Annotated in this window: 11 protein-coding genes; 4 read left to right on the top strand and 7 right to left on the bottom strand. The window is 66.5% G+C overall.

The window, feature by feature from the left end:
• Positions 1 to 242 precede the first annotated feature (242 nt).
• Both NJ376_RS06400 and NJ376_RS06395 read right to left on the bottom strand, forming a co-directional pair.
• A complete protein-coding gene (locus tag NJ376_RS06400; protein ID WP_252952408.1) occupies positions 243 to 1247 on the bottom strand; it encodes a Bug family tripartite tricarboxylate transporter substrate binding protein in 1005 nt (334 codons plus the stop codon).
• 825 nt (positions 1248 to 2072) lie between these two features.
• Complete coding sequence (locus tag NJ376_RS06395) at positions 2073 to 3365, bottom strand: MFS transporter (protein ID WP_252952407.1); 1293 nt, start codon at positions 3363 to 3365, stop codon at positions 2073 to 2075.
• A gap of 120 nt (positions 3366 to 3485) precedes the next feature.
• Between NJ376_RS06395 and NJ376_RS06385 the strand changes: the two genes are divergently transcribed.
• Positions 3486 to 6146, top strand: coding sequence for an ATP-binding protein (locus tag NJ376_RS06385; protein WP_305879963.1), 2661 nt, complete (start codon positions 3486 to 3488; stop codon positions 6144 to 6146).
• Positions 6147 to 6331: 185 nt separating this feature from the next.
• On the opposite strand, the gene NJ376_RS06380 is transcribed toward NJ376_RS06385, so the two are convergent.
• From NJ376_RS06380 to NJ376_RS06370, 3 genes are all read right to left on the bottom strand, one after another.
• Entirely contained in the window at positions 6332 to 7021 is a 690-nt protein-coding gene (locus tag NJ376_RS06380) for an HNH endonuclease (protein ID WP_252952406.1), read from the bottom strand.
• A gap of 360 nt (positions 7022 to 7381) precedes the next feature.
• The gene (locus NJ376_RS06375) at positions 7382 to 7855 is read right to left on the bottom strand and encodes a lipocalin-like domain-containing protein (protein ID WP_252952404.1); all 474 of its coding nucleotides are present in this window, start codon (positions 7853 to 7855) and stop codon (positions 7382 to 7384) included.
• Positions 7856 to 8133: 278 nt separating this feature from the next.
• Complete coding sequence (locus tag NJ376_RS06370) at positions 8134 to 8286, bottom strand: DUF4336 domain-containing protein (RefSeq protein ID WP_252952432.1); 153 nt, start codon at positions 8284 to 8286, stop codon at positions 8134 to 8136.
• A 347-nt stretch (positions 8287 to 8633) separates the two neighbouring features.
• Here NJ376_RS06370 and NJ376_RS06365 point away from each other — a divergent pair, with 347 nt between their 5' ends.
• The 3 genes from NJ376_RS06365 (at position 8634) to NJ376_RS06355 (ending at position 11057) form a co-directional block, all read left to right on the top strand.
• A complete protein-coding gene (locus tag NJ376_RS06365; protein WP_252952403.1) occupies positions 8634 to 9155 on the top strand; it encodes a hypothetical protein in 522 nt (173 codons plus the stop codon).
• A gap of 233 nt (positions 9156 to 9388) precedes the next feature.
• Positions 9389 to 9760 carry a hypothetical protein gene (locus tag NJ376_RS06360; RefSeq protein WP_252952402.1) on the top strand — a complete coding sequence of 124 codons (372 nt, stop codon included), beginning with the start codon at positions 9389 to 9391 and terminating at the stop codon, positions 9758 to 9760.
• Positions 9761 to 10184: 424 nt separating this feature from the next.
• Positions 10185 to 11057, top strand: coding sequence for a class I SAM-dependent methyltransferase (locus NJ376_RS06355; RefSeq protein ID WP_252952401.1), 873 nt, complete (start codon positions 10185 to 10187; stop codon positions 11055 to 11057).
• Between the two features lie 901 nt (positions 11058 to 11958).
• Here NJ376_RS06355 and NJ376_RS06350 read toward each other — a convergent pair.
• Positions 11959 to 13233: a DUF4238 domain-containing protein gene (locus NJ376_RS06350; protein WP_252952400.1), complete on the bottom strand. Its 1275-nt coding sequence runs from the start codon at positions 13231 to 13233 to the stop codon at positions 11959 to 11961.
• Between the two features lie 345 nt (positions 13234 to 13578).
• A complete protein-coding gene (locus NJ376_RS06345; protein ID WP_252952399.1) occupies positions 13579 to 19782 on the bottom strand; it encodes a hypothetical protein in 6204 nt (2067 codons plus the stop codon).
• Positions 19783 to 20027: the final 245 nt, after the last annotated feature.

The following is a 20027-nucleotide window of genomic DNA, read 5'->3' as shown; positions in this document are numbered from 1 at the left end:
GGTCGTAGGCTCGTCAGCTGGTCGCCGACACGCTCCAAAGGCTCCTCAACTGCAGGACCTCCAATGCCCTGCGAGGCCATCGCTAAACCCTCGACGACGGACACTGGAGTAGCCGGGGCCCGGGCCCGTCTGGCACCGCTCCCTCCAGCTTCGGAAGCCGTCTCAACTCTCTCATCGAACCCGGGTCCAGTCTAGGGGCGCAGGTCAATGCTCCACGCACCCGCCCACTGCGTCCGGCATCGTCAGTCGGCGGTGATGCCGGTGGCCCGTATTACCTCACCCCAGCGGCGGATCTCCGCTGCGATGAATGCCTCGTAAGCCTCCGGGGTCGTGCCGCCGTCCGCCTTCAGGTTGGGCGGGTTGCCACCCAGCTCATTGATGCGCGCGCGATAGGCGGCATCGCGTGTCACCACATCCAGCTCGCGACCCATGCGCTCGATGATAGCGCGCGGCGTGCGCGATGGTGCCTGGATTCCAAACCAGCCGGTCGCCTCTGCGTCTTGCACACCGGCCTCGGCGAAGGTCGGCACATCCGGCAGTGCATGTGCCCGCTCGGCGGAGGTAACGGCGAGTGCCCGCAGTCTGCCATCGCGGATATGGCCGATGCAGGACGGCATATTGTCGCAGGCGGCGTCGAGCCTTCCGGCTACCGCCTCCACCAGCATCGGCCCGGCGCCGCGGTAGCCGACATGCTCGATTTTGACCCCAGCGCGCAGCTTGAACAGCTCGAAGGCCAGGTGGCCGGAGCCGCCACTGCCAGCACTGCCGTAGTTCAGCGCACCCGGCCGCTCCTTGGCGGCGGCAATCAGCCCGGCCAGGTCCCGAATGGGCGAGGAGGCTGGGACGAACACCACGTTCGGCACGCGGATCAGCAGCGCCACGGCAGCCAATTCCTCCGGCTTCACCGGCATGCGCTCACCGAACAGCGTGTAATTGATGGCGGCGGTGGAAATGGCGTTGACCAGCATGGTGTAGCCATCTGGCGCAGAACGCGCGACCATCTCCGCCGCGATGTTGCCGCTGGCACCGGGCCGATTCTCCACCACCACCTGCTGGCCCAGCCGCCGACCGACCATTTCTGCCGCGAGTCGAGCGGTGATGTCGGTGGTCCCAGCGGGCGAGAAGGGCACCACGAAGCGGATCGGCCGTGACGGCCAGGCGGCATCCTGCGCTCTCGCACCGTGTGTCAGCAGCAAGGCCGGTGCCGCGAGGCTGGCGTTCAGCACGCGGCGGCGCGCGATCCTCATGGTGATCTCCTCCTGATGCCTGTTACCCAGCATTGCGACGCATGATGCCCGCGTGCATGGGCAGCGGCAACGCGACGCTGCAAATGAGTCACGGCGAGTCCAACGGAGGAAAACCCGGCCTTCGCCATCGGCTTGCCGGGAGCCGCAAGGACATCGACGCGACGGCAGGCTGGCCTCGCCGCCTGGGCAGGACGCTGGTTGGCGGCGCCTTCTCCCTGATTTGCCCGCCGGGCAGAGCGGCGGCACGGTCGCGGCGGGGCGCCGTGGCTGCCGGACCGGCCTGCCGCGCGGTACCCGCAGCCAGGAAGGAAGCCGCATGGCCGAGAAGGTTTCCGCGTGGCCCGGCCACGCCCCCGCTCCCTTGGGGCGCCGGAAGGAAGCCCCTGTCGTGCCGGACGCCGACGGCAGCTGGCTGCTGGAGCTTGCCAGGAGGCGGGCGGAAGGTTCGAGGTAGCCTTCGAGCGGTTCGGCGGCGTCGTCCGCGTCAACGGCTAGGCGGTACCGCGCCACCCGAGGGGCAACGTGGTCCCGCCGATCACGGTCATCGTGCGTGAGGACGCCGATGACCTCGGATCGGCATTCATCGGCACGCGCAGCGCGCGGCCATTACGCAGCGCCACCTCGACGCGCACTGCCTCCTCGCCGAGCCGCGCGTCCTCTATGTCAGCCGATGCCGTTCACGGCGGCCTTCATCTTGCGGAATTGCCGCATGCGCCAGGCTCCCCAGCGGGATGCGGCCCAGTATGGCCTGCTGCCCCTCCGCGCGATAGGAGGCCCATTGCCGCTCGTAACTGCCCTGGGACATGGCTGAATTCGTCGCTCGGTTCAGGCCAGATCGGAATGCGCGGTCTCGCGCAGCCGCAGGATGACCAGGGTGGACACGATGGCGGCAGCAATCAGGTAGAAGGTCGGCGACAGGGGCGAGCCGGTCCTGGCGATCAGCCAAGTGGCGATATAGGGCGCGAAGCCGCCGAAGACGGCGACTGCAATGCTGTAGCCGGTCGACATGTACGTGGAGCGGGACGCCGTCGGGAAGATTTCGGAGATGGCGGCGGGGCCGGGACCAGAGAAGGCCGCGATCATCAAGGCGAAGACGATCTGGACCAGGATGACCGTCCTCAGGCCGCCGCCCGAGAGCACGAGCAGGAACAGCGGGTAGGTCAGGACGACGAACGCCAGGCAGCAGGCCAGCAGCAGCGGCTTGCGCCCGACGCGGTCGGAGAGCATGCCCATCAGCGGTACGGCGACGACCAGCACCAGCAGGCCGATGCTGTTGGACCAGAGCGCCTCCGACCGGGTCAGCCCCGCATACGCCTGGGTGAAGGTCGGCATGTAGTTGAGCATGACGTAGTAAGAGACGGTCCAGAGGATGGTGAATCCGAAGGCCCGCCCGGCCAGGGTCCAGTTGCCAGCCTCCGCCTCGCCCTTTCTTGCCACCTCGGCCTTCGCTTCCCGGTAGGCTGGCGTCTCGTCGATGTTGCGGCGCATGTAGATGCCGAGGGGGATCAGCAGGCCGCCAAGGAGAAACGGGAGGCGCCAGCCCCAGGATTCCATGGCTTCCGTCGGGAGCAGGCTGCTGAAGGCGGCGGCGGCGGCGGAGCCGAGCAGGAGGCCGCCAGCGACGCTGGCCTGCTGGAAGCTTCCGTAGAAGCCGCGGCGGTTCCGCGGTGCCCATTCCACGATGAAGGCCGTGGAGCCGCCCCATTCGCCACCGGCGGCGAAGCCCTGGGCCAGTCGGCATGCCACCAGCAGGACCGGGGCGAGCACGCCGATGCTCTCGTAGGCGGGCAGCAGGCCGATGGCGACCGTGCCAAAGGCCATCATGAAGATGGTCAGGAGCAGGGCGGCCTTGCGGCCGTGGGTGTCGCCCATGCGGCCGATCAGGATGCCGCCGAGCGGGCGCACAACGAAGCCGATGCCGAATGCGGCGAAGGCGGTGAGCAGGGCGGTCGTCGGATTCTCACTGGGGAAGAACTGCCGCGCCAGGATGGTCGCCAGGTAGGCGTAGACCGAGAAATCGTACCATTCCAGCACGTTGCCGATCACCGCGGCGCCGACAGCCTTCCCGGCGGTCAGATTGTCGGCCGACCCGGCGGCCGTTGCAGCTTGTCCCGCCATTCGCGTCTTCCCCATCCGGATGGCGGCCGTGTCATGGCCGTCGGCCGCCGTGTTGCACCGCGACAACGCGGAACCGTAGCTTGCTGCGTCTAAAAATTGTCGGGCGCCCAATCTGAGAGGATGTGCGGCGAGCGGGATGGTGCGCTCCTGGCCGACTCGTTCGAGAAGGCAATTCCGGTGCTGCATGCAATGGCATCTGGCGGCCAGCGTGAGACGCCGCAATCGCCGGGCCAGAGCGCGCGACGCTCCGACAGTCAGAACGGTTCTGCAAAGTTCTTCTTTGATATTCACCCGAAGGCGAGATGCCTGGAAGTGAACGGCGGCGGCACCCTGCCGAGGCTTCTCAGCCCGACCGACCAACTCGATTTCGCCCGTCGCCGTGAAACCGTGCATTTCCTCGGCCCGCCCGGCACCGGCAAGTCGCACCGCGCCGTCGCCTCCGGCGTCCAGGCGGTCAAGGCAGGCTACAGCGTCTACTTCGCCACCTTGGCCGACATCGTCGCCTCCCTAGCGAAGGCCGAGCGCGAGCGTCACCTGACCCCGTCATCGTGGCCGAGGCCCGGCGCCTCGCCGCCGAAGACCTGGACCTCGACCGGGTCACCGATCTTCGCGGTGCGCGGCCCGCGGGAGGGCCTCTACCCGGCCTTCCAAGTCCAGAACGGGAAGGCCCACCCGATGGTCGCGCGGGTCCTGGCGGAACTGCCGGAGCGCAAGAGCCCGTGGCAGGTCGCCTTCTGGTTCGTGTCCACCAGCGGGTGGCTGGGTGGCGCCACGCCCGCCCCACGGCTGGCGGACGGCGATGCTGTGGTCGCGGCGGCTCTGTACGAGCCGAGGACATCATCGGCTCCTGCATGGGGACAGGCCTCTACGATCCGGCCTTCTCCGCGCTCGGTCGGCTCTGCGACGAAGACGCGCGTTCGGCCATTACCCAGGTCACCCTCTTCGGCGACTTCGCCAGCACGGTCTGCTGGCCGCCAATCGCCTTCCTCGCCTCATGGAAGGTTACCACTTGAGCTCTTTCACGGGACCCACCTTTGCTATGCTCGCGAGGTGCAGCCGTCCGTTGTCTCTTGGTACGATTCGAATGCCTCCCGGCTGGTGGCCGCCTACGAGGCCGTTCCGCCGACGGCTACCCGTGACTGGCTCGCCGACCTCCTGCCGAGCCCGCCCGCCGTCGTCATCGACGTCGGAGCAGGCACTGGACGCGATGCAGGCGCCTTCGCCGCCGCGGGCTACGAGGTTATCGCCGTCGAGCCTTCCTCTGGCATGCGCGCCGAAGCCGAACGCCTGCATCAGACACCCAGGGTTCGCTGGCTTTCCGACAGCTTACCTGCCCTGACGACGATCTCCCGATCGGCTATCACGGCCGACGTCGTGTCCTTGAGCGCAGTCTGGCAGCACGTCCCACCGGCAGATCGTCCTCGGGCCTTTCGGAAGCTTGTTGGGCTGCTGCGGTCGGGCGGCCTGCTCGTCCTGACCCTCCGCCACGGTCCCGACGATGGGCGGGGCGGTCATCCAGTCAGCCTCGCCGAGGTCGAGGCCCTGGCCCGGAGCCACGGCATGCAGGTGGTCCGAGCGGTGCCGTCTCCGGACCTGCAGGGGCGCCCCGAGATCTCCTGGACCGCCGTAGTCCTCCGCCTGCCGGACGACGGGACGGGCGCACTGCCACTGCTCCGGCACCTCATCCTGATGGACGCAAAGAGCGCAACCTACAAGCTGGGCCTGCTCCGGGCCCTGTGCCGGGCGGCGGATGGCTCAGCGGGGCTGGCTCAGGAGGACGGCGACGACCGCGTCCGGCTGCCTCTGGGCCTGGTCGCCCTGAACTGGCTCAGGCTCTACTTGCCTCTGACCAAGGTCGGCCTGCCGCAGGCTCCCGGTAACCGGCGCGGTGCCGAGAGCCTCGGCTTCGCTGGTCCAGGCTGGCAGGCTCTCGAGGCTGGTGCCCTGTCGCCCCTCGACCTAAGGGTGGGCGCCGTACTCGGCGAGGCGGCCGCCCGTGCTCTTCAAGAGGCGCTCCGCGAGGCGGCGGATCACATCATTCGCATGCCTGCTAACTACCTCACCTTCCCGGGCGGCGGGCGAATCCTTGAGACCACCCGTGCCCGGGCGACGCGTCCTTCAGGCGGCGTGGTGGTGGATGGCGCCTACCTGTCCGCCTTCGGCACCATGCGGGTGCCGCGTCACCTCTGGACGGCGATGCAACGCTTCGCTGTCTGGGTAGAGCCCGCACTCATCTCTGAGTGGATGCGCCTCATGCAGGGCTATGCCGCCACCCAGGGCAGGACGGCCGACCCGGGTGCCATGGCTGCGGCGATGACCTGGTCCGATCCTGTGCGCGATGTTGCGCTGCCTCGCGCCCGTGCACTGGCGCTGATGAAGGGCGGGACCGCAATCTACTGTGTGTGGAGCGGCAAGCGCCTAACGTCGGACACTCTGGATGTCGATCATTGTCTCCCCTGGTCGGCGTGGCCGTGTGGGGACCTCTGGAACCTGATGCCGTCCCACCGGCGCGTGAACCAGCACAGCAAGCGCGAGCGTCTGCCCTCCGCGGAGGCCCTCCAGCAGGCTGGCCCAGCTATCGCTGACTGGTGGTCAGTGGCTTACCTACGGCCCGAGGATCAGATGCTGCCGGTGAGGTTTGTATCCGAGGCGCGGGCCAGCCTTCCTGGGGTTTCGGGCGCTGACGCAGTAAGCAGTCGGGAGGTGCAGGTGGCGATGGCGTTGCAGAGGACTCGGCTGCGGCAGGACCAGGGGGTGCCAGAGTGGGTATGGCGACCGTGAAATGAGGGTCTTCTGAGCTGATCTTGTGCCGCCATGAAGCTCTGCTGGCCACCCATACATGATGTCTGAAGCGGGGCTCCGCCCGGCCGTCCTCCGCCTTGGAAAAGTCCTGAGCTCCAGGTTGACTTTTCCGGGTAGGCGTTCGCGGTGCGTCCCGCGAGTTGGCATTGATAGGTGAGTAGGGGCTAGTGAGCCTGCCCGAAGCACTCTCGATGCCTCCGTACGTAATCAAGGTGAGGCCAGGCAGCCCGCTCAGTGGGAAGGTGGATGCGGCTCAGCTGACCGGCGAACAGGCTCTGCAACTCAGTAGGCACGTGGTTGTGCGCGACGAGAAGGCCGTACTCGTCCGTTAGGGAGATGAGGTGGCGATCAAACAACCAATGGGCCGTCGCCGAGAGCGCAATTCCGTTCTGCACCACGTCTGGACCGCCGCTCGCCACCGGCCAGATGTGGGCGGCCTGTGCCTCAAACTTCCCGCCACCGTTCACCATGCGGATGCCTGTCACCGCGCAGCGACCGTCATAGGCATCCACGACTGCGCGGCGGAATGCGGCGTCCCGGATCTTACGGTTCACAAGGAACTGCGCAATCCGACGCTCCTGCATCTCGGGCGGCGCGCTGACCAACTCCTGGATGTCTGGCGGCGCATGGCGCGGATCCAGTTCCAGCCGGACCGCATTAGCCGGGTCGAGCGTCTCGCGGAAACCGGCTCGGAGGATGGCTCCAAAGTTCTCTTCTGAGAGGGTTCGGATTGAGCGCCCCTGCATGGCGGCGCCGATACGGGATGGGTTCGCCACTTGGCTAAGGAAGGCTTCATAGAACCCACGTCGGTCACGTAGGGGCACGACTCCGTCGAAGGGGAGGTAGTCGGCCATGTGGGCATAGGAGTACCCCGGTCTCGTCGCATCCGGCACGATGCTGTCGACCCGCGCGACGGCGACGTAGCCCTCCCGACCGCCGTTGCGACGTGGTTCGCGGTAGACAATCCAGTCCCCAGCGCAGCGAGATGCTTCAGCTAGGTAGCGATTAGGGAAGTGGTACCGGTGCGCAATGTCATCATCGTACCGGGAGCCTGCCCGCGTATCGAAGACCCCCTTCAGCGCTGCCCCCCCGACGTGACGATCGCCACGATCTACTCCCTTAGCTGGCCAAACTCGGGCTCCTGGGTGTCTCGTCCTTCCCCGCGACGGGACAGGCGAAGCCAATTAGCTGACCGGAAATGCGTGCGGAGCCGATCATGCAGGCTCTGTGCTGATCCTTTCCCAGAAGATGTCCCGGTGCTGTACCACGCCATTTAGCTCTGCGGGCGGCGGCGTGAGCACCAGCCGGTTACCTTCAAACCGAACTTTGCGAACCTGATTGCTGCCGATGGCGATCCGGCTCGTAGAAGTGGCATCGACTTTGGTGATCAACGTCGTGCCGTCGAAGGTGTAGTTCCCACAGTACGAGGCGTAATCGCGCCTCACGCCGTCGGGCACTTCGGCACGGCCGTCGCACAGCACGGCCATCATCCGGCCCTCCGCGTTCAGCGTCACGATGCCCATGCCTTTCGGGCCGTAAGGCTGTGCCAGTGCTTTGCCGTCTGGATCACGAGACGTGGCATCCACCATCTTCCAGGTGCCGATCAGGCTGGTTGTCACCGCCGACGTGTTTGCCGCCCGGACGGTGCGAAGTCCCAGCATGGAAATCGTGGCGCCAACAATGGCCATGATGTTACGCCGCAACATTGCCGATGCCCTTGTCGTTTCCTCCGGTCTGGGGAGACTATGAATCAGTCCAGCCTGCGTCAACGTTGGGAGCTTGGGGCAGCCGTTGGCGGCGCCGGGCGGTGATGCGGGGCAACTCACCCCTATTGATATTCAGCAGCATGGCGCGGTGGCTGAAGTTCTGCACCGTCGTTCGGTCCCGGCGCATCTGCTGCTTCTTGCTCATACGCTCGGCCACGATCTCGTTTACGGCGCTTTCCACGAACGCGGCCGAGATCGGCTCAGCGCTTCTCTTCGGCGATGAGTTCGCGGAGCCGCTCGATACAGTCGCGAGTAAAGGCGAGCGCGGCGTCCTCACCCGTGCTGTAGACCCAAAGGCGGCCGACTTCCGGCTCGATGTAGAGGGCGAGGTCGTGCAGACGCTCTTCGTCCACTCCGAGCATCTCGGCCGAGCGGGTGATGTTGTACCCTTGACTGCAGGCGGCCGAATCGCGGAGGTTGGATTTCGGTAGGCGGCACCACGGACCTGTCGCCGGGTCAGACGCTGCAAGGTTCTTCGGTGGGCTTCCATGCGGTCCCTCTTCAGGGCCGTCGCGTAATCGGCGAACGATGGCTCCCGACACGAGGAACCGATCATGAAGTTCGCCGTCTCCAGGGCGACAGCTTGCGCGCGGTAAGCGACTGCACGCTCTCGCCTGCGGGATGGCTGCGGCGCTCCGCCGGTCGGACGTCGTGGCGCTTCGAGGTAGAGGATTTCCTGAAACGAAGGATCGTTCCGACCATGGAAGACGACGAGAAGTTCTTGGATGATGGTGACCCGGGCACCCTGCCGTGGAGGAAGGACCGGAAACGCGGCCTCATCTGCGACTTCGAGCAGTTTATGAGCTGCAGCTCGAACGACGTCGAAGGGACAGTCAGGCACATTGTATGCACGGTAAAGCCTGACGGCGAGGTCTGGACATGGCGGGTGGTCGAGAACGGCGCAGGCGTCTTTGTCGTAGACAATGATGAATTCGAGGAGGTCGAACTCTTCCGTAGGGAGGGCGAGGCGGCGAGCAGGGAGCATGCCTGCCACGCCGCGGAACGTGTGGCAGGCATGCTCTGCGGCTACGGAGGCGCACACAACGCCGAGGTCGACCTCTACTACAGGCTCTCGAAGGTAATCTCGCACGCCGTTGCGAGCATGCCTGCCTCGCAGGTCAGGGCGATCCTCGAGCAGTTCCTTCCGGCCTACGCGGCGGGTGCCGAGCTTCCGAAGATGCCGGAGACGCCGACCGGGACACGTCTGATCTGGTTCCGGTAGAAACTAAGTTTGCGAGCGCCATGGTCGAGGCATTGGACACCATGGATGAGTGAAGTCGCCCGCACCAACAAGTACAAGTAGCCGGTCACGTCGATGGTCGTAAGCGTCTTCCCTTGGTTGCCTTGTGGCGCGCGGTGCAGGTCGGATGGCCTGCGCGGCGAATCGGTGGCGTAGGTGCCGGTTGCTGCGCTTACGCGTAGGAGTATGCCCGGCGCTAATTCCACGACGAGGTCGTGGCGAACAGCAGCCTGCTGGAGCGCGAGGCGATTAGGCGTATGCAGCCGCCGTTCGCCATCGAGGAGGAGATCCTCAGCCAGCCAGTCGAGGCACGCCTCGCCGCGCCACCAGCGCGGCAGGGCTTCCGGACGCGCCTGACCGGCCAGAACGCGCATCTCGTCAAGCAAAGACACCCGCGATCGTCTGTGGCCTTGTCGACGACGCAGTTGCACCGGCCGCGCGCCCGAGCACCCAGACTGGCCAGTCGCACGGCGCCCATCGTTCCCGCCAGCAACGGCGGCGGGCTGCTGGAGCTGACGCGCGGCCCCGGCGGGAGGTTCGAGGTCGCCTATGACCGGTTCGGCGGTATCGTCCGCGTCACCGGCTAAGCGGTACTGCGCCACCCGAGGGGCAACGTGGTCCCGCCGATCACGGTCATCATGCGTCAGGAGGGCGCCGATGCCCTCGGATCGCCTTACCCGGCCGACGCCCTGCGCTGCGCCCTCGCATGGCGGTCCCCTGGCATGACCATCATTGCCGCCGGTGATTCGGGCGGATGCGGCGCAAGCCCCATACTCTCGAATAACGAAGGCTGCATCGAGCATCTCGGGGCCGCCGCACTCTTACCGGCGGGCCGCATCCCGCCCCCTGGACCATACGCACCATGAAGAAGATTGGCTTCCTCTCCTTTGGCCACTGGACGCCATCGCCCAGTTCCGGCATCCGCCGATGTTGAGCGGGGCGCGACCGCGGGCAAGGACAACTCCGCGCGGCAATGTGCGGCAAAGTCAGCAGGGATGAGTGCCTGAACCGATGACCGAGACACACCACGCGGGCGCCCGCGCCTTCCTGAAGGCGAACGGCTTCCTGATGGAGACCAAGCCGAAGCGCATCGATTCCGCGCTGCTAAAGTCCCTGGATCCCGGTAACCGCCGCAGGATCGAGGACATTTGGGCGGTCAGGAATATGGGGCTATCCAGCGGGCTCGAGATGTACGAAGTGCCGCAAACCGCCAAGCAGGCGGCGCTGCTGTTCTCGCACGACTGGCCGCGCGCCGCGGCGACCATGGAGTGGTTCGGCGATGTCGTCCGGCGCCTGGGGTGCCGCTCCGTCGCGGAGATGGGCTGCGGAGCGGGCTTCCTGCTTGCCTACATCCGGGCGCTCGCCCCATCCGTCGAGGTCCACGGCATCGATGCCGCAGCAAACCTCACCAAGATCGCGTCCGACCTGACCGGGCGTTCAATCCAGACCGGCGATTACTGTACGGCGCCTCCGCACGCCGCATGCGACCTAGTCGTCTGCGATTTCGGGTTCGACTTGGCGAATTTCTCTCCCTCGGAACGGCCCCACGAGATCGCAGAGGTGGGCGGACAGCCTTATTGCCGCAACTGCAGCGACGACTTGGCGGCTCAGTTCGAGCCGTATGTCCGGGCCTGGCGGACCTGGGCCACTCCTGAGGCGCCACTCGCCGTCTCCGGCCGCTTCGGCAACTTTGGGCTGGTTCGCGCCCTCATGAACGCGGCTCGGCTGGTTGGTTGGGAGCTGGCGCTGGACCTCAGCCGTGTGCTGAAGGTCCGGAACATCGAAGGCAAGCCCGAGCGGTTCCCGGCCCTCGTCTTCCAGCCTGCACCGCTTGGCTCCAAGATGGTCTCGGACGAGCAGGCGGCCGTCCTGTTCGGCTCCTGACGGCAGCATCGTGGTAGCGGCGGGCGGCCACGATCTCCTCGCGTGCTAGGGCCGGGGGGTCCTTCGACGCCGACTGGCACTGGCGGCTTGGCGGCGTCGTCCGCCGCGGGGTCAGCCACGGGCGGCGCTCCGCCCGAGCGGCGGCTGCGGCCGGTTCACGCGCCGGGCCCCGGGCCAGGGCCATGGCCACGCCTCGCCCCCGGTTGCCCAACTCGGCCATCATGAACCCCCCTCCGTCTGCCCCACCCCAGGTAGCGGGATTTCGTCGGGACACTGCCGCGCCACATCGCGTCGAAATTGAAGATTTGTTAATAATTTTATCCTTCCGAGGTCATAGAGGCTCCGCAATTCGGGGGCGAAATGTCGAACAAGGTAGAGTACCGGGAATACGTCGGCGAGCGCGACTGCGCCGCGCACTCGATCCTCGTCCTCGCGGTTATTAGGCTCTCATCCAGCCCGGACCAAAATACCGGTCAGACTAGCGGAACTGAGGATGCCGCAGCCCTGGGCGGGCGGATCGCCATGAGCCTCACCGGAGCGACCAGTGTGGCGACGGCCCCTTGTGGCGGCGCGATGACCAGCAGCTGTGGCAGTGAGCCGTGAGATACGACGGAGGGGAGGCGTGGCTTCGCGGGACCAACCAGCCGCTCCGTGCTCCTGCGGGACCGGGAATGCCTGATGCATGCCATCCGCGTCGGGCGGGTCGTCGCCACTCGGACACCGACTCCGGCGAGGACGCCACGATGCTTCTGCTGCCGAGATGGCGAATCTCGATCGTGCTGGTGTCCGTGGACGAGTTACTCGCCTAATCCGACTGAGGTGAGGTTCCCCGCCTAGCGAGCCCTTTGGCTGGCAGCTCGGCTCTGTGTCTGGGCTGCGCCGACGCTCCATCCAGCAGCCGTCAACGGAGCTTGGCGTCGAGCTGAGTGCTCAGTGCTCGCAAACCGGGATCGCGATGGACGACCCGAAACCAGCCGCTGGAAGGCTCCCCGAAGCACTCGATCATCGCTTGACCCATCCCGCGCCTGGGTTGCCCATCGACGTACAGTTCAGCCTGCAGCATGCTCGTGTCGGCTGCGACCTGCGCTAGCAAATCGACCTGTCGAGTGCGTGCTGTGATACCCTCACCGGATCCGTCGATCTCGTCGATGGCCAACATACAGTGATCGGTCTGGCCGAGGATGACGAGATGCGTTCCAGCGGGCAACCTTGGGTTCGGCGGGGGCGCATGCCCCATCTCTCCCATTTTGAGATGGGTGTCGACGGTGCGAAGCTCGGGATGCTCCTTCAGGAACTCACGCGCGAAGTCAAAAGCATCGGTAGGGGCGTACAGATAGCGCGTGCATTGCGCGACCTGACGACGATTGAGGTTGAGCACCACATCATCATCGACCTCGATCGGTTCGGCGGAAAGCAGGCCATCGCGGTAGCGGAGCATCCGTGCTCTCCGTTCAGGCTCAAGATCTGCGCTCGCGACCAATTTGTAACGTTGGACGATAGTGGGACAGTGCAGCGCGATTGTGAGGTCGGGTGAGATGGGTAGCAGAACAAGGATGCCCTGAGACGTGAGGCCCCGGCCGCCGTAGGGGAATGCATTGGTGCAACCAACCGGATGGTCCGAAATGATGAAGCGATACTCGCCACCAGTTGCGTAAAGTGCCGGTGTCAGGCGGAGCAGCGTAGCAGCGTGGCCTCCACGATTGAGGAAGGCCTTGACGGCACCGAGCCTCAGTGTCGTGTCGGTGGGCATCGCCATGTCCGGATCCCTGTCCGGATCGTAGCCAATTTGGCGCATCATCTGGCGCAATTGCTCAGCTACGCGCTTAGGTGTCGTGCGGCTGAAATGCGTGCGCAAAAGCTGGGTCGCAAAGAAATCGGCCAGCGTGACGCGGTCGTCTAGCGTCAGCCATGCCAACGATCGGCGTGATACAATCTCGGCGACAAGGCGAGCAGATTGGGCATCGACCAGTTGGAAGAGATCCTCGAAGTTCCACTTGCTGTCGCCAAGGCTGATCGTGTTGAAGTCGTTCTCGGAACCGGCGTTCAGAATTGAGGTGTGGTACGAGCGATCGGACTGCTTGTCGAAGACGAAGAGAAATCGCCGTTCCGTATCGGCGGCGAAGTGGCGCAGCTGCGCCTGCGGAACGAAGTGGTGCTTCTTGGAGGGACGGCTCATTGGACCATCTGGGATATGAAGGTTGAAGGTACCGCGCTTCCCGTTTGTGGGGAGCCACGCTTGCTTCCAAGCATCAGCTTGGAATCCGCGTCCCACGACTTTCCAATGTCGACAAGGCGCACGGGCACCGCGGATCCTCCGCAAGGATGTCCCTGGCTCAGTCGGGCTCGCGGAGATGACCTACCCCCGCATGCGGGAGCACCGCGCAATGCGAGCTCGACCGGCGCTGCTCGTGCACAGACACGCCGCCCGTGGTCTCGGTTCCGGCGGAGGATGCACTGCCTCCTGGTCTGAACTGGGTTGGAATCCCGTTCGACGTCCACACTTGTCACCCAAACCCGACAGTCAACGTCTGCCACGCAAGCTTATCCATGCCTGGTGAAGGCCATCCGAGACATCCGGGCGCGCCGCTGTGGCGAGTGCTCCTGCCAAGTCGCGTAGGATTCCGGTGGCTCCAGGCCACGCATCCGCGATCTTGACGGCCAACACCCCAAAGTGCTGCCAGCCGTCCGCCGTCTTGCAGTGTCGCGATAGGGCGCCAGCAGTTTCGACCAATTCGGACAAGGCTCTGGTGGCCGGTCCAGCCGTGCCGACCCTCCCATGGTGCTTGCGAGCAAGACCTGCGGCGATTCGGAGGAGCTGGTCTTCCAGCATTTCGAGTGCGAGAGTGCTTTCGGACACTTGGGCGAAATCAACTGCCCCTCTCAAGGCGGCAAAGCCGAAGGTTGAGTCCGCGTCCACAAGGGCCGGGAAGTCGGCTACCTGAAGCGCGCCTAATGCTAGAGAGCGACGTTCCTCGTCGAGGCCGGGCCACGAGAGGGCCCCCATGAGCACCCAGAGAAGCGACTTGTCGCCGCTTGTCGTCCCAAGGTCCACTAAGGTGGAGCCGAACGTGGCGGCCGCGCCCTCGCGCGAAAGGTCGGCGAACGGATGAAACAGCCAAGCAGGCCTGGATTGGAACCAGGAACCCAGTTCGTTCGTCCCGCTCTCGCGGTCGGAGAGCAGCCATGGCGAGGGTGCACGATTCGGCTCCGCGCCGATGGATAACAGTTCTCGCACGGTATCCAGGACGTCGTTCCCGAGAAGGGTCGGACCTGCAGACGCCTCAGTCCCCAATGCGTAACCGAGCCCATGGAACAGAAGAGCCTCCGACGTCAGCGACGCGGGAGAAGCGGCCTCCCGATCGAAGGCCGGGCAGCGGGTAATGGTTTGGCTCACGTCGGTATCGACGCGGCGCTTGCGGAGGCCCTCATGAGCCTTTTGCGGGTCGTGCCCCGCTCCGAGCAGGGCCGCGGTAACCTGATCTGCGTGGAGCCAGGCGGCGGCGAGCGCCTCGTCCGCGCGCAACGCTGGGGCGCGGTCCCCACATGGTCGGAGCGCCTCACCTGTCTGCTTCAGCAAAAGCAGGAGCAGACTCGCCTCCTGCTTCCAACGGTTAGCCAACGCACCCACCGCGGCCCCGAACGCGTCGGCGTCGCCAGATGAGCTTTCTAGGAGAGCGCGGTGGAGTCGAACGCAATGGAGCAGATGAATAGGCGGCGCCGAGCGCCCACTCAGGTCGTCCAGGAGGCGACGTAACTCTCCTCGTGGAAGGGCACAGGCCGCTTCGATGACCTCGGCCGACAACGGGACAGGAAGTGAAGCGAGCCTGCGCACGGCCTCCGCCGCTCCGAAGTCGCGAAGCAGGGAGAGTGCAGCCGCGGGGAGACGTTGGCCGAAGCCCCCTCCCACGGAGGGTTGGATCCCAATATGCCGAAGTAGTTCCGCAGGATCGCCAACGTCGAACTCCTCCCAGGGAACGGGCTCGGGCGTGGACAGCCTCTGCCTCAGGTGCGCGTAGCGGAGCGCCGGACTGGAAAGCCGGAAACGCATGACCGCATCCATCCGGTCCGCTGCCCTTTGCGGGCGCAGCATCTCGGCCGTAGCGTCGGCCGTCCTGACGGGCGAGAGACATAGCTTCGCGGCGACCTCCTGGGCCGCCCGTCGCCTCACGTCGCCCCTGGTCGAGACGAGGCCGAGGGCTGGATCGTCGAAAATCCCTCTCAGAGCCCCGGAGAGCTCCAGGCGAAGCCTCGCACCCGATTTGCGCCGCAGGCGGAGTGTGGAACGCCCGTCAGCGGTCTGCGTGCTGGTCCGATTTCCCTGCATGGCGGACGCGCATGCCTTCCACAGTGCGTTCGACTCGAACTCGGCGTTCCCGAGCCAGACCAATTCGCGCGTTCTGACACCCACCGCGCGGCAGAAGCGCTGGTCGGCCACAAGGCTCCTCTGAAGCTGTCTCGGCAGTTCAACGACGACACGGCCCACCGCGGCTTGGGCGTAGCGCTTCTCTTCCGAAGCCAAGTGCCTCGGCCCGCGATCACGCTCGACCAAGCCGCCGAGCAGGTGACGCAGCATTCTGGCGACGCTGTCGACGAGTTGGGCGTCGCTCCAGAGCCAATTGGGCAGGGCGAACTCCTCGGCCCACGCCATGAAGCTGCGGAGTCGCTCCACCCGTCCTGCCCGCGACGTCCTCAAGACGATCTGGATGCCGTTTGCCAGCAGGCCCGCATACTGGTGGCCTAGCAGAGTGCGCCACGCGCCGGGCGCGGTTCCCGGCAGGCCGACGTCCGGGAGCCGGTCGACCCTGAGGTTGGTCCAGATCCAGGACGAGAGCCTCAGCCGTTCCTCGTCGGTCCTATCTTCGGCGAGCCATACCGTCAGTACGGCACTCTCGGCGAGCCGCCTCAGTGCGAGCAGGAAGGGAACCTCGCCGGGTCCGGTGCCGCTGAGGGCAGGCGAGACGACGAGGCTGGGCGCCTGCTCAAGCGCCCAAGCGACGTACTGCCGCAGAGTGGCTAGTGCCGGGGTCTCGACGAGTTCTCCGTTCACCACGGGGGCGGCCAGAAGGTGGTGAATGACTTCGTCGACTGAGATGGGTAGGAACATCGCTCGCGCGGCGCGGAGGCGCAGCAGCGCGGACCAGCGGGCCGCGGGTGGCAGGTGCCCCGCGGCGACTAGGGCCGCCAAGACCTGCGGCGTGCCCACAACCCGGTTGACGCCGCACCAAGCGTGGCCGTTCACAAGGCGGTCGTCCACCCAGGTAAGCCCACCCGGGACCCCGGGAGTGCGGACGATGTCCGCCAAGCAGCGGCCGACAGGCCCCAGACCGTCCTCCGTCTCCTCGTCCCGGCTCTCTGGCAGTAGCCCGAGAGTGCCTGAGGTGAGTGCGCGGGAGACCCGCGAGCGAAGGCTGGCCATGCGGTCGGCTTCCCGTGAGCGAACCTCGGCCGCTTTCACCTCGGTCTCGATCTGGCCAAAGTCCACCACGTCGATCGACGTCTTGAACACCGCAGCCACGGCGTCCAGCACGTTTGCTTCCGCGAGACCGACCGCTAGGCCATGGGCCAGAACCACTGCATCACCAGGCACAGGAGCGCCCAGAGAGGGCCGTGCGCCCTCCTGCCCCAGCTCGCCAACGGCCACGGAATGTGCCTCTGGATCGAGTTCGCCGTGGGCGAGCAGCGCGTCAATAACACCGCGCACGTTCGCCTTGACGATCGGCGGTTCCTCGGATCGTGTCTCGTCTTTCCCGCGGCTGAAGTCGACGACCCAGAGACATCCGGTGGAGCATGCTGGCTTGCCCGTCAGCTCCGCCCGGCCGTCCGATCCCGCGCCGTGCTTTGCGATTCTACCCGATACGGCGAGGTCCAGCACCTTCCGCATCGCCGCGAGGCGTCGCGGCTGCTGATGGCGCAGGCTGTCTTCGAGGTGGACCAGGGCGGCGGGGAGCGAGGGCGGGAGCAGTACCCGGTTCGGGATACGCTCGAGGACATCCAGCATGCCGAGCTGGTCCACGACGAGCAGCGCCGTTACGTCCATGTGGATTGGCCCGTCGGAAAGGCGGCAAGGCGCCTCGTCCGGCGCCGACCGGATGCCGTGCAGCATCAGGACGGGGTAGTCGCCGCGCCCGCACTCAGGCGGGTTGTCCAGCGAGTAGAGGTGTACGAGGTTGGCACCGCCATGGTGCGCCGCGAGATGGACAGGCAGTTCGGCCTTCAGATGCATGCGGGAGATGCGCTCCCCAGCCTCCCGGCGCTCCTGGACGAACCGAATCAGGTCCTCGTGGCTGAACGCCGTGACACCCGAGTCCGGCAGTCCGCTGAGCTGGCCAAGCGCTCCAAGGAGCGGAGCGGCCTCGCGCTCGAGGCCCAACCTGAAGGCAAGTCCGAGAGCCGCGGGGATCAAGCCCGGCTCGGGTTGACCGGCGACAGCGCGTTGCCAGAGCGCGGCGGCGACCGACGGATCGACCGGCGAGACCGCCTGCGCGAGGCCAAGAGCCTCGCGTGCCTGAAGCGCGCCTGCCCGGTTCGCGGCGTCCACGAAAGGCACCGCCGCCTGGATGTTGCCGGTCCGTATGTGCGCGACCGCGGCGGTCACCGCGTCCTGTGGGGTGGCTGCCTCGGCCGTGGCCAGCGACACCGCCAGTCGGACAGCGTCGGCCGGATTCCCCGCCCGGGCCAGCGCCTCGACCTGAAGTCGGGCGAGGTCGGACGGAAGCCTACCGTGTGCGAACGCACCCCTGCGGTCGCGCAGGATGTCCAGGGCAAGCTGATGCCGCCCGGTGTGCACACAGGCGTAGCAAGCGATGCGGATCGGCTCGGGCGTCGCAAGTGTGAGCAGCGCGTCGGTACGCTTCGCTAGCGCCTCCCAGCGCGACGCGACGGCGAGCGCCTGCGCCACGGGGAGCAGCGCCATGGGCGGCACGGGTGCCTCGTTCGCGAGTTTGTCGAACAGGTCCTCCAGCGGTCCCCAGTCCCCGGATGCCGATGCAGCGGCCGTAAGGGCCTCCAGGCCAGCGGGGCTGTTCGGATCGATGGCGGCGTCACCGAGGGAGCGGGATATCCGCCGACGCAGCTCGGCCAGCCAAGTGTCGCGCTGTTGCCGTGTCTCCTCGGTCCGCTCGAAGAGCGTCGAGGCCCCCTCGAGCAGCGCGACCGCCTCGGAGGTTCGTCCCTCCATGTCCTCGAGCATGGCGAGAAGCAGCACCTGCTCCGTGTCCGCCTCGCCCGCCGACAGGAGGGAGCGGATAGCCCCGGAGACCGCGCCGGTGTCGACCGGGACGCCACGACCGAGTGCCCAGGCGACGACCGGAGCCGAGGCTGGCCTCCTCGCCAGCATTTCCCGGACCCGACCCTCCGCCTCGGCAAACCGGTCGCGGAGGTTGCAGAGGCATGCGAGGGCGAAGATCTCGCTACTCCTGCGCTCCGCGTCGGTCCTCTCCTTCTCCGTCAGCGTGTCGAAGATCCCGAGAGCCTTGGCCAGCAGGGCTCGTGCCGTGTCGTCCTCGCAGACCAAGTCGAGCAGCACGGGGTTCGGCGCCATAAAGCGGTCCGGCTTGACAGCGGGCGACAACGCGCTGGCATAGCACGCGATTGCGAGCGCCCACTGCACCGAGGGCCAATCCGGCGCGGCCTTGGCGGCCGCCTCCGCAAGCCCCAGGGCCGTTTCACGCTCATTCCCAGTGAGCGCCGCCAAGCTACGCAAGCGTAGGGTTTCGGGGTGGTCGGCGGTCACGGCCACATGGCCGTCGAGAACCGCCAGACACCCAGCGACATCGTGCGAGTCGAGCAGGAGAGCCGCCTTCAGGTGCGCACCGTCCTGGGTTTCTGGCTCCCCCAGGACGGCGAGAGCGGCCGCCGTCCCATCGCGGCGGCAGGTCAGCAACGCCCGAAGCCGGGGTTCCTTCTGGTGCTCGAAGGCATCCGCCTGCTCGGCCAAGCGCCACGCGGCCTCGTCATCCCCGTTGTGGAGACGCGCGGATGCCTGCAGACGCAGCACGCGCGCTTTCGTCCCCTCGTGGAGATTACTCCACTCGGGTCCCTCGACGATCTGCCTGAGCGCCGCCTCGGTTTCGGGCGTCTCGCCGCTCCGCAACCGGTCGAGCAGGTGGTCCAGCCGGTGACCGACCTGCCTCGACAGCGCTTCGCTGAGGTCGCGGAGCGCTTCATCGGTCACGCCATCCGCGACGGCCGCGACCGGCGAGGAGGTCGCAAGCGGCGAGGCGACCTGCCCGCAGAGGCGGGAGACGTGCTCCGGGGTCATGAACTGGGACACGATGCCAGGCCAGGGACGCAGGCGTTCCTGAAGCTGCCTCGGCGCCCAGACCTCGTATTCGACACCGAGCTTTGCGAAGCGGGCCTTCTCCTGCTGCACCTCGGCATCGCGCTGGGCGGAATGCACGTCGACCGACACGGCCAGGACGAACCGGCGAACCGGGCGTCCCTTCCAGTGCATGTCCCAATGCTTCAGGAACTCGTCCGAGAACTTTCCCAGGTCTCCCTTCTTGAGGGTGTCGTAGCACTTGCAGGACGCGACCTCGATGCGGCCGTCCTCCCGGTCGGCTAGGACGTCGATTCCGTACTGCTTCTGCCCCGAAATCCTGTAGAGATCCGCGCGCGAGATGTCTGGCTCTCTACTCATGAGAGCACAGGTCATTTCCTCGAAGGTGGCAGGGGCCATCTCGTGGAAGGCTGGCGGCAAGGCCGGGTTGACGCGTGGATTGATCATTCTACCATCAATCTACATCCGCGGTCTGCGGCACAGGAACCCTCCGTGGCTCCTTACCGCGGGTTGGACCCTGACCCCGATAGGTGCGGGACGAGGGCGCCGCGTTGCTCCCCGCCCGGGCCGCGGCACAGCCTCATAGCCCGCAGATGGGGCGGGTATGGTCGCCTCGCGCGGTGGACGCGTCTGTGAATACGGGCTGAGCTTCGGTTCCTGGAACCGCCCGCTATCCCCACTATCCACAACCC

Source organism: Siccirubricoccus soli (assembly GCF_024178315.1).
Classification (GTDB): Bacteria; Pseudomonadota; Alphaproteobacteria; order Acetobacterales; family Acetobacteraceae; genus Siccirubricoccus; species Siccirubricoccus soli.
This window is presented reverse-complemented; position numbering and strand designations above follow the sequence as displayed.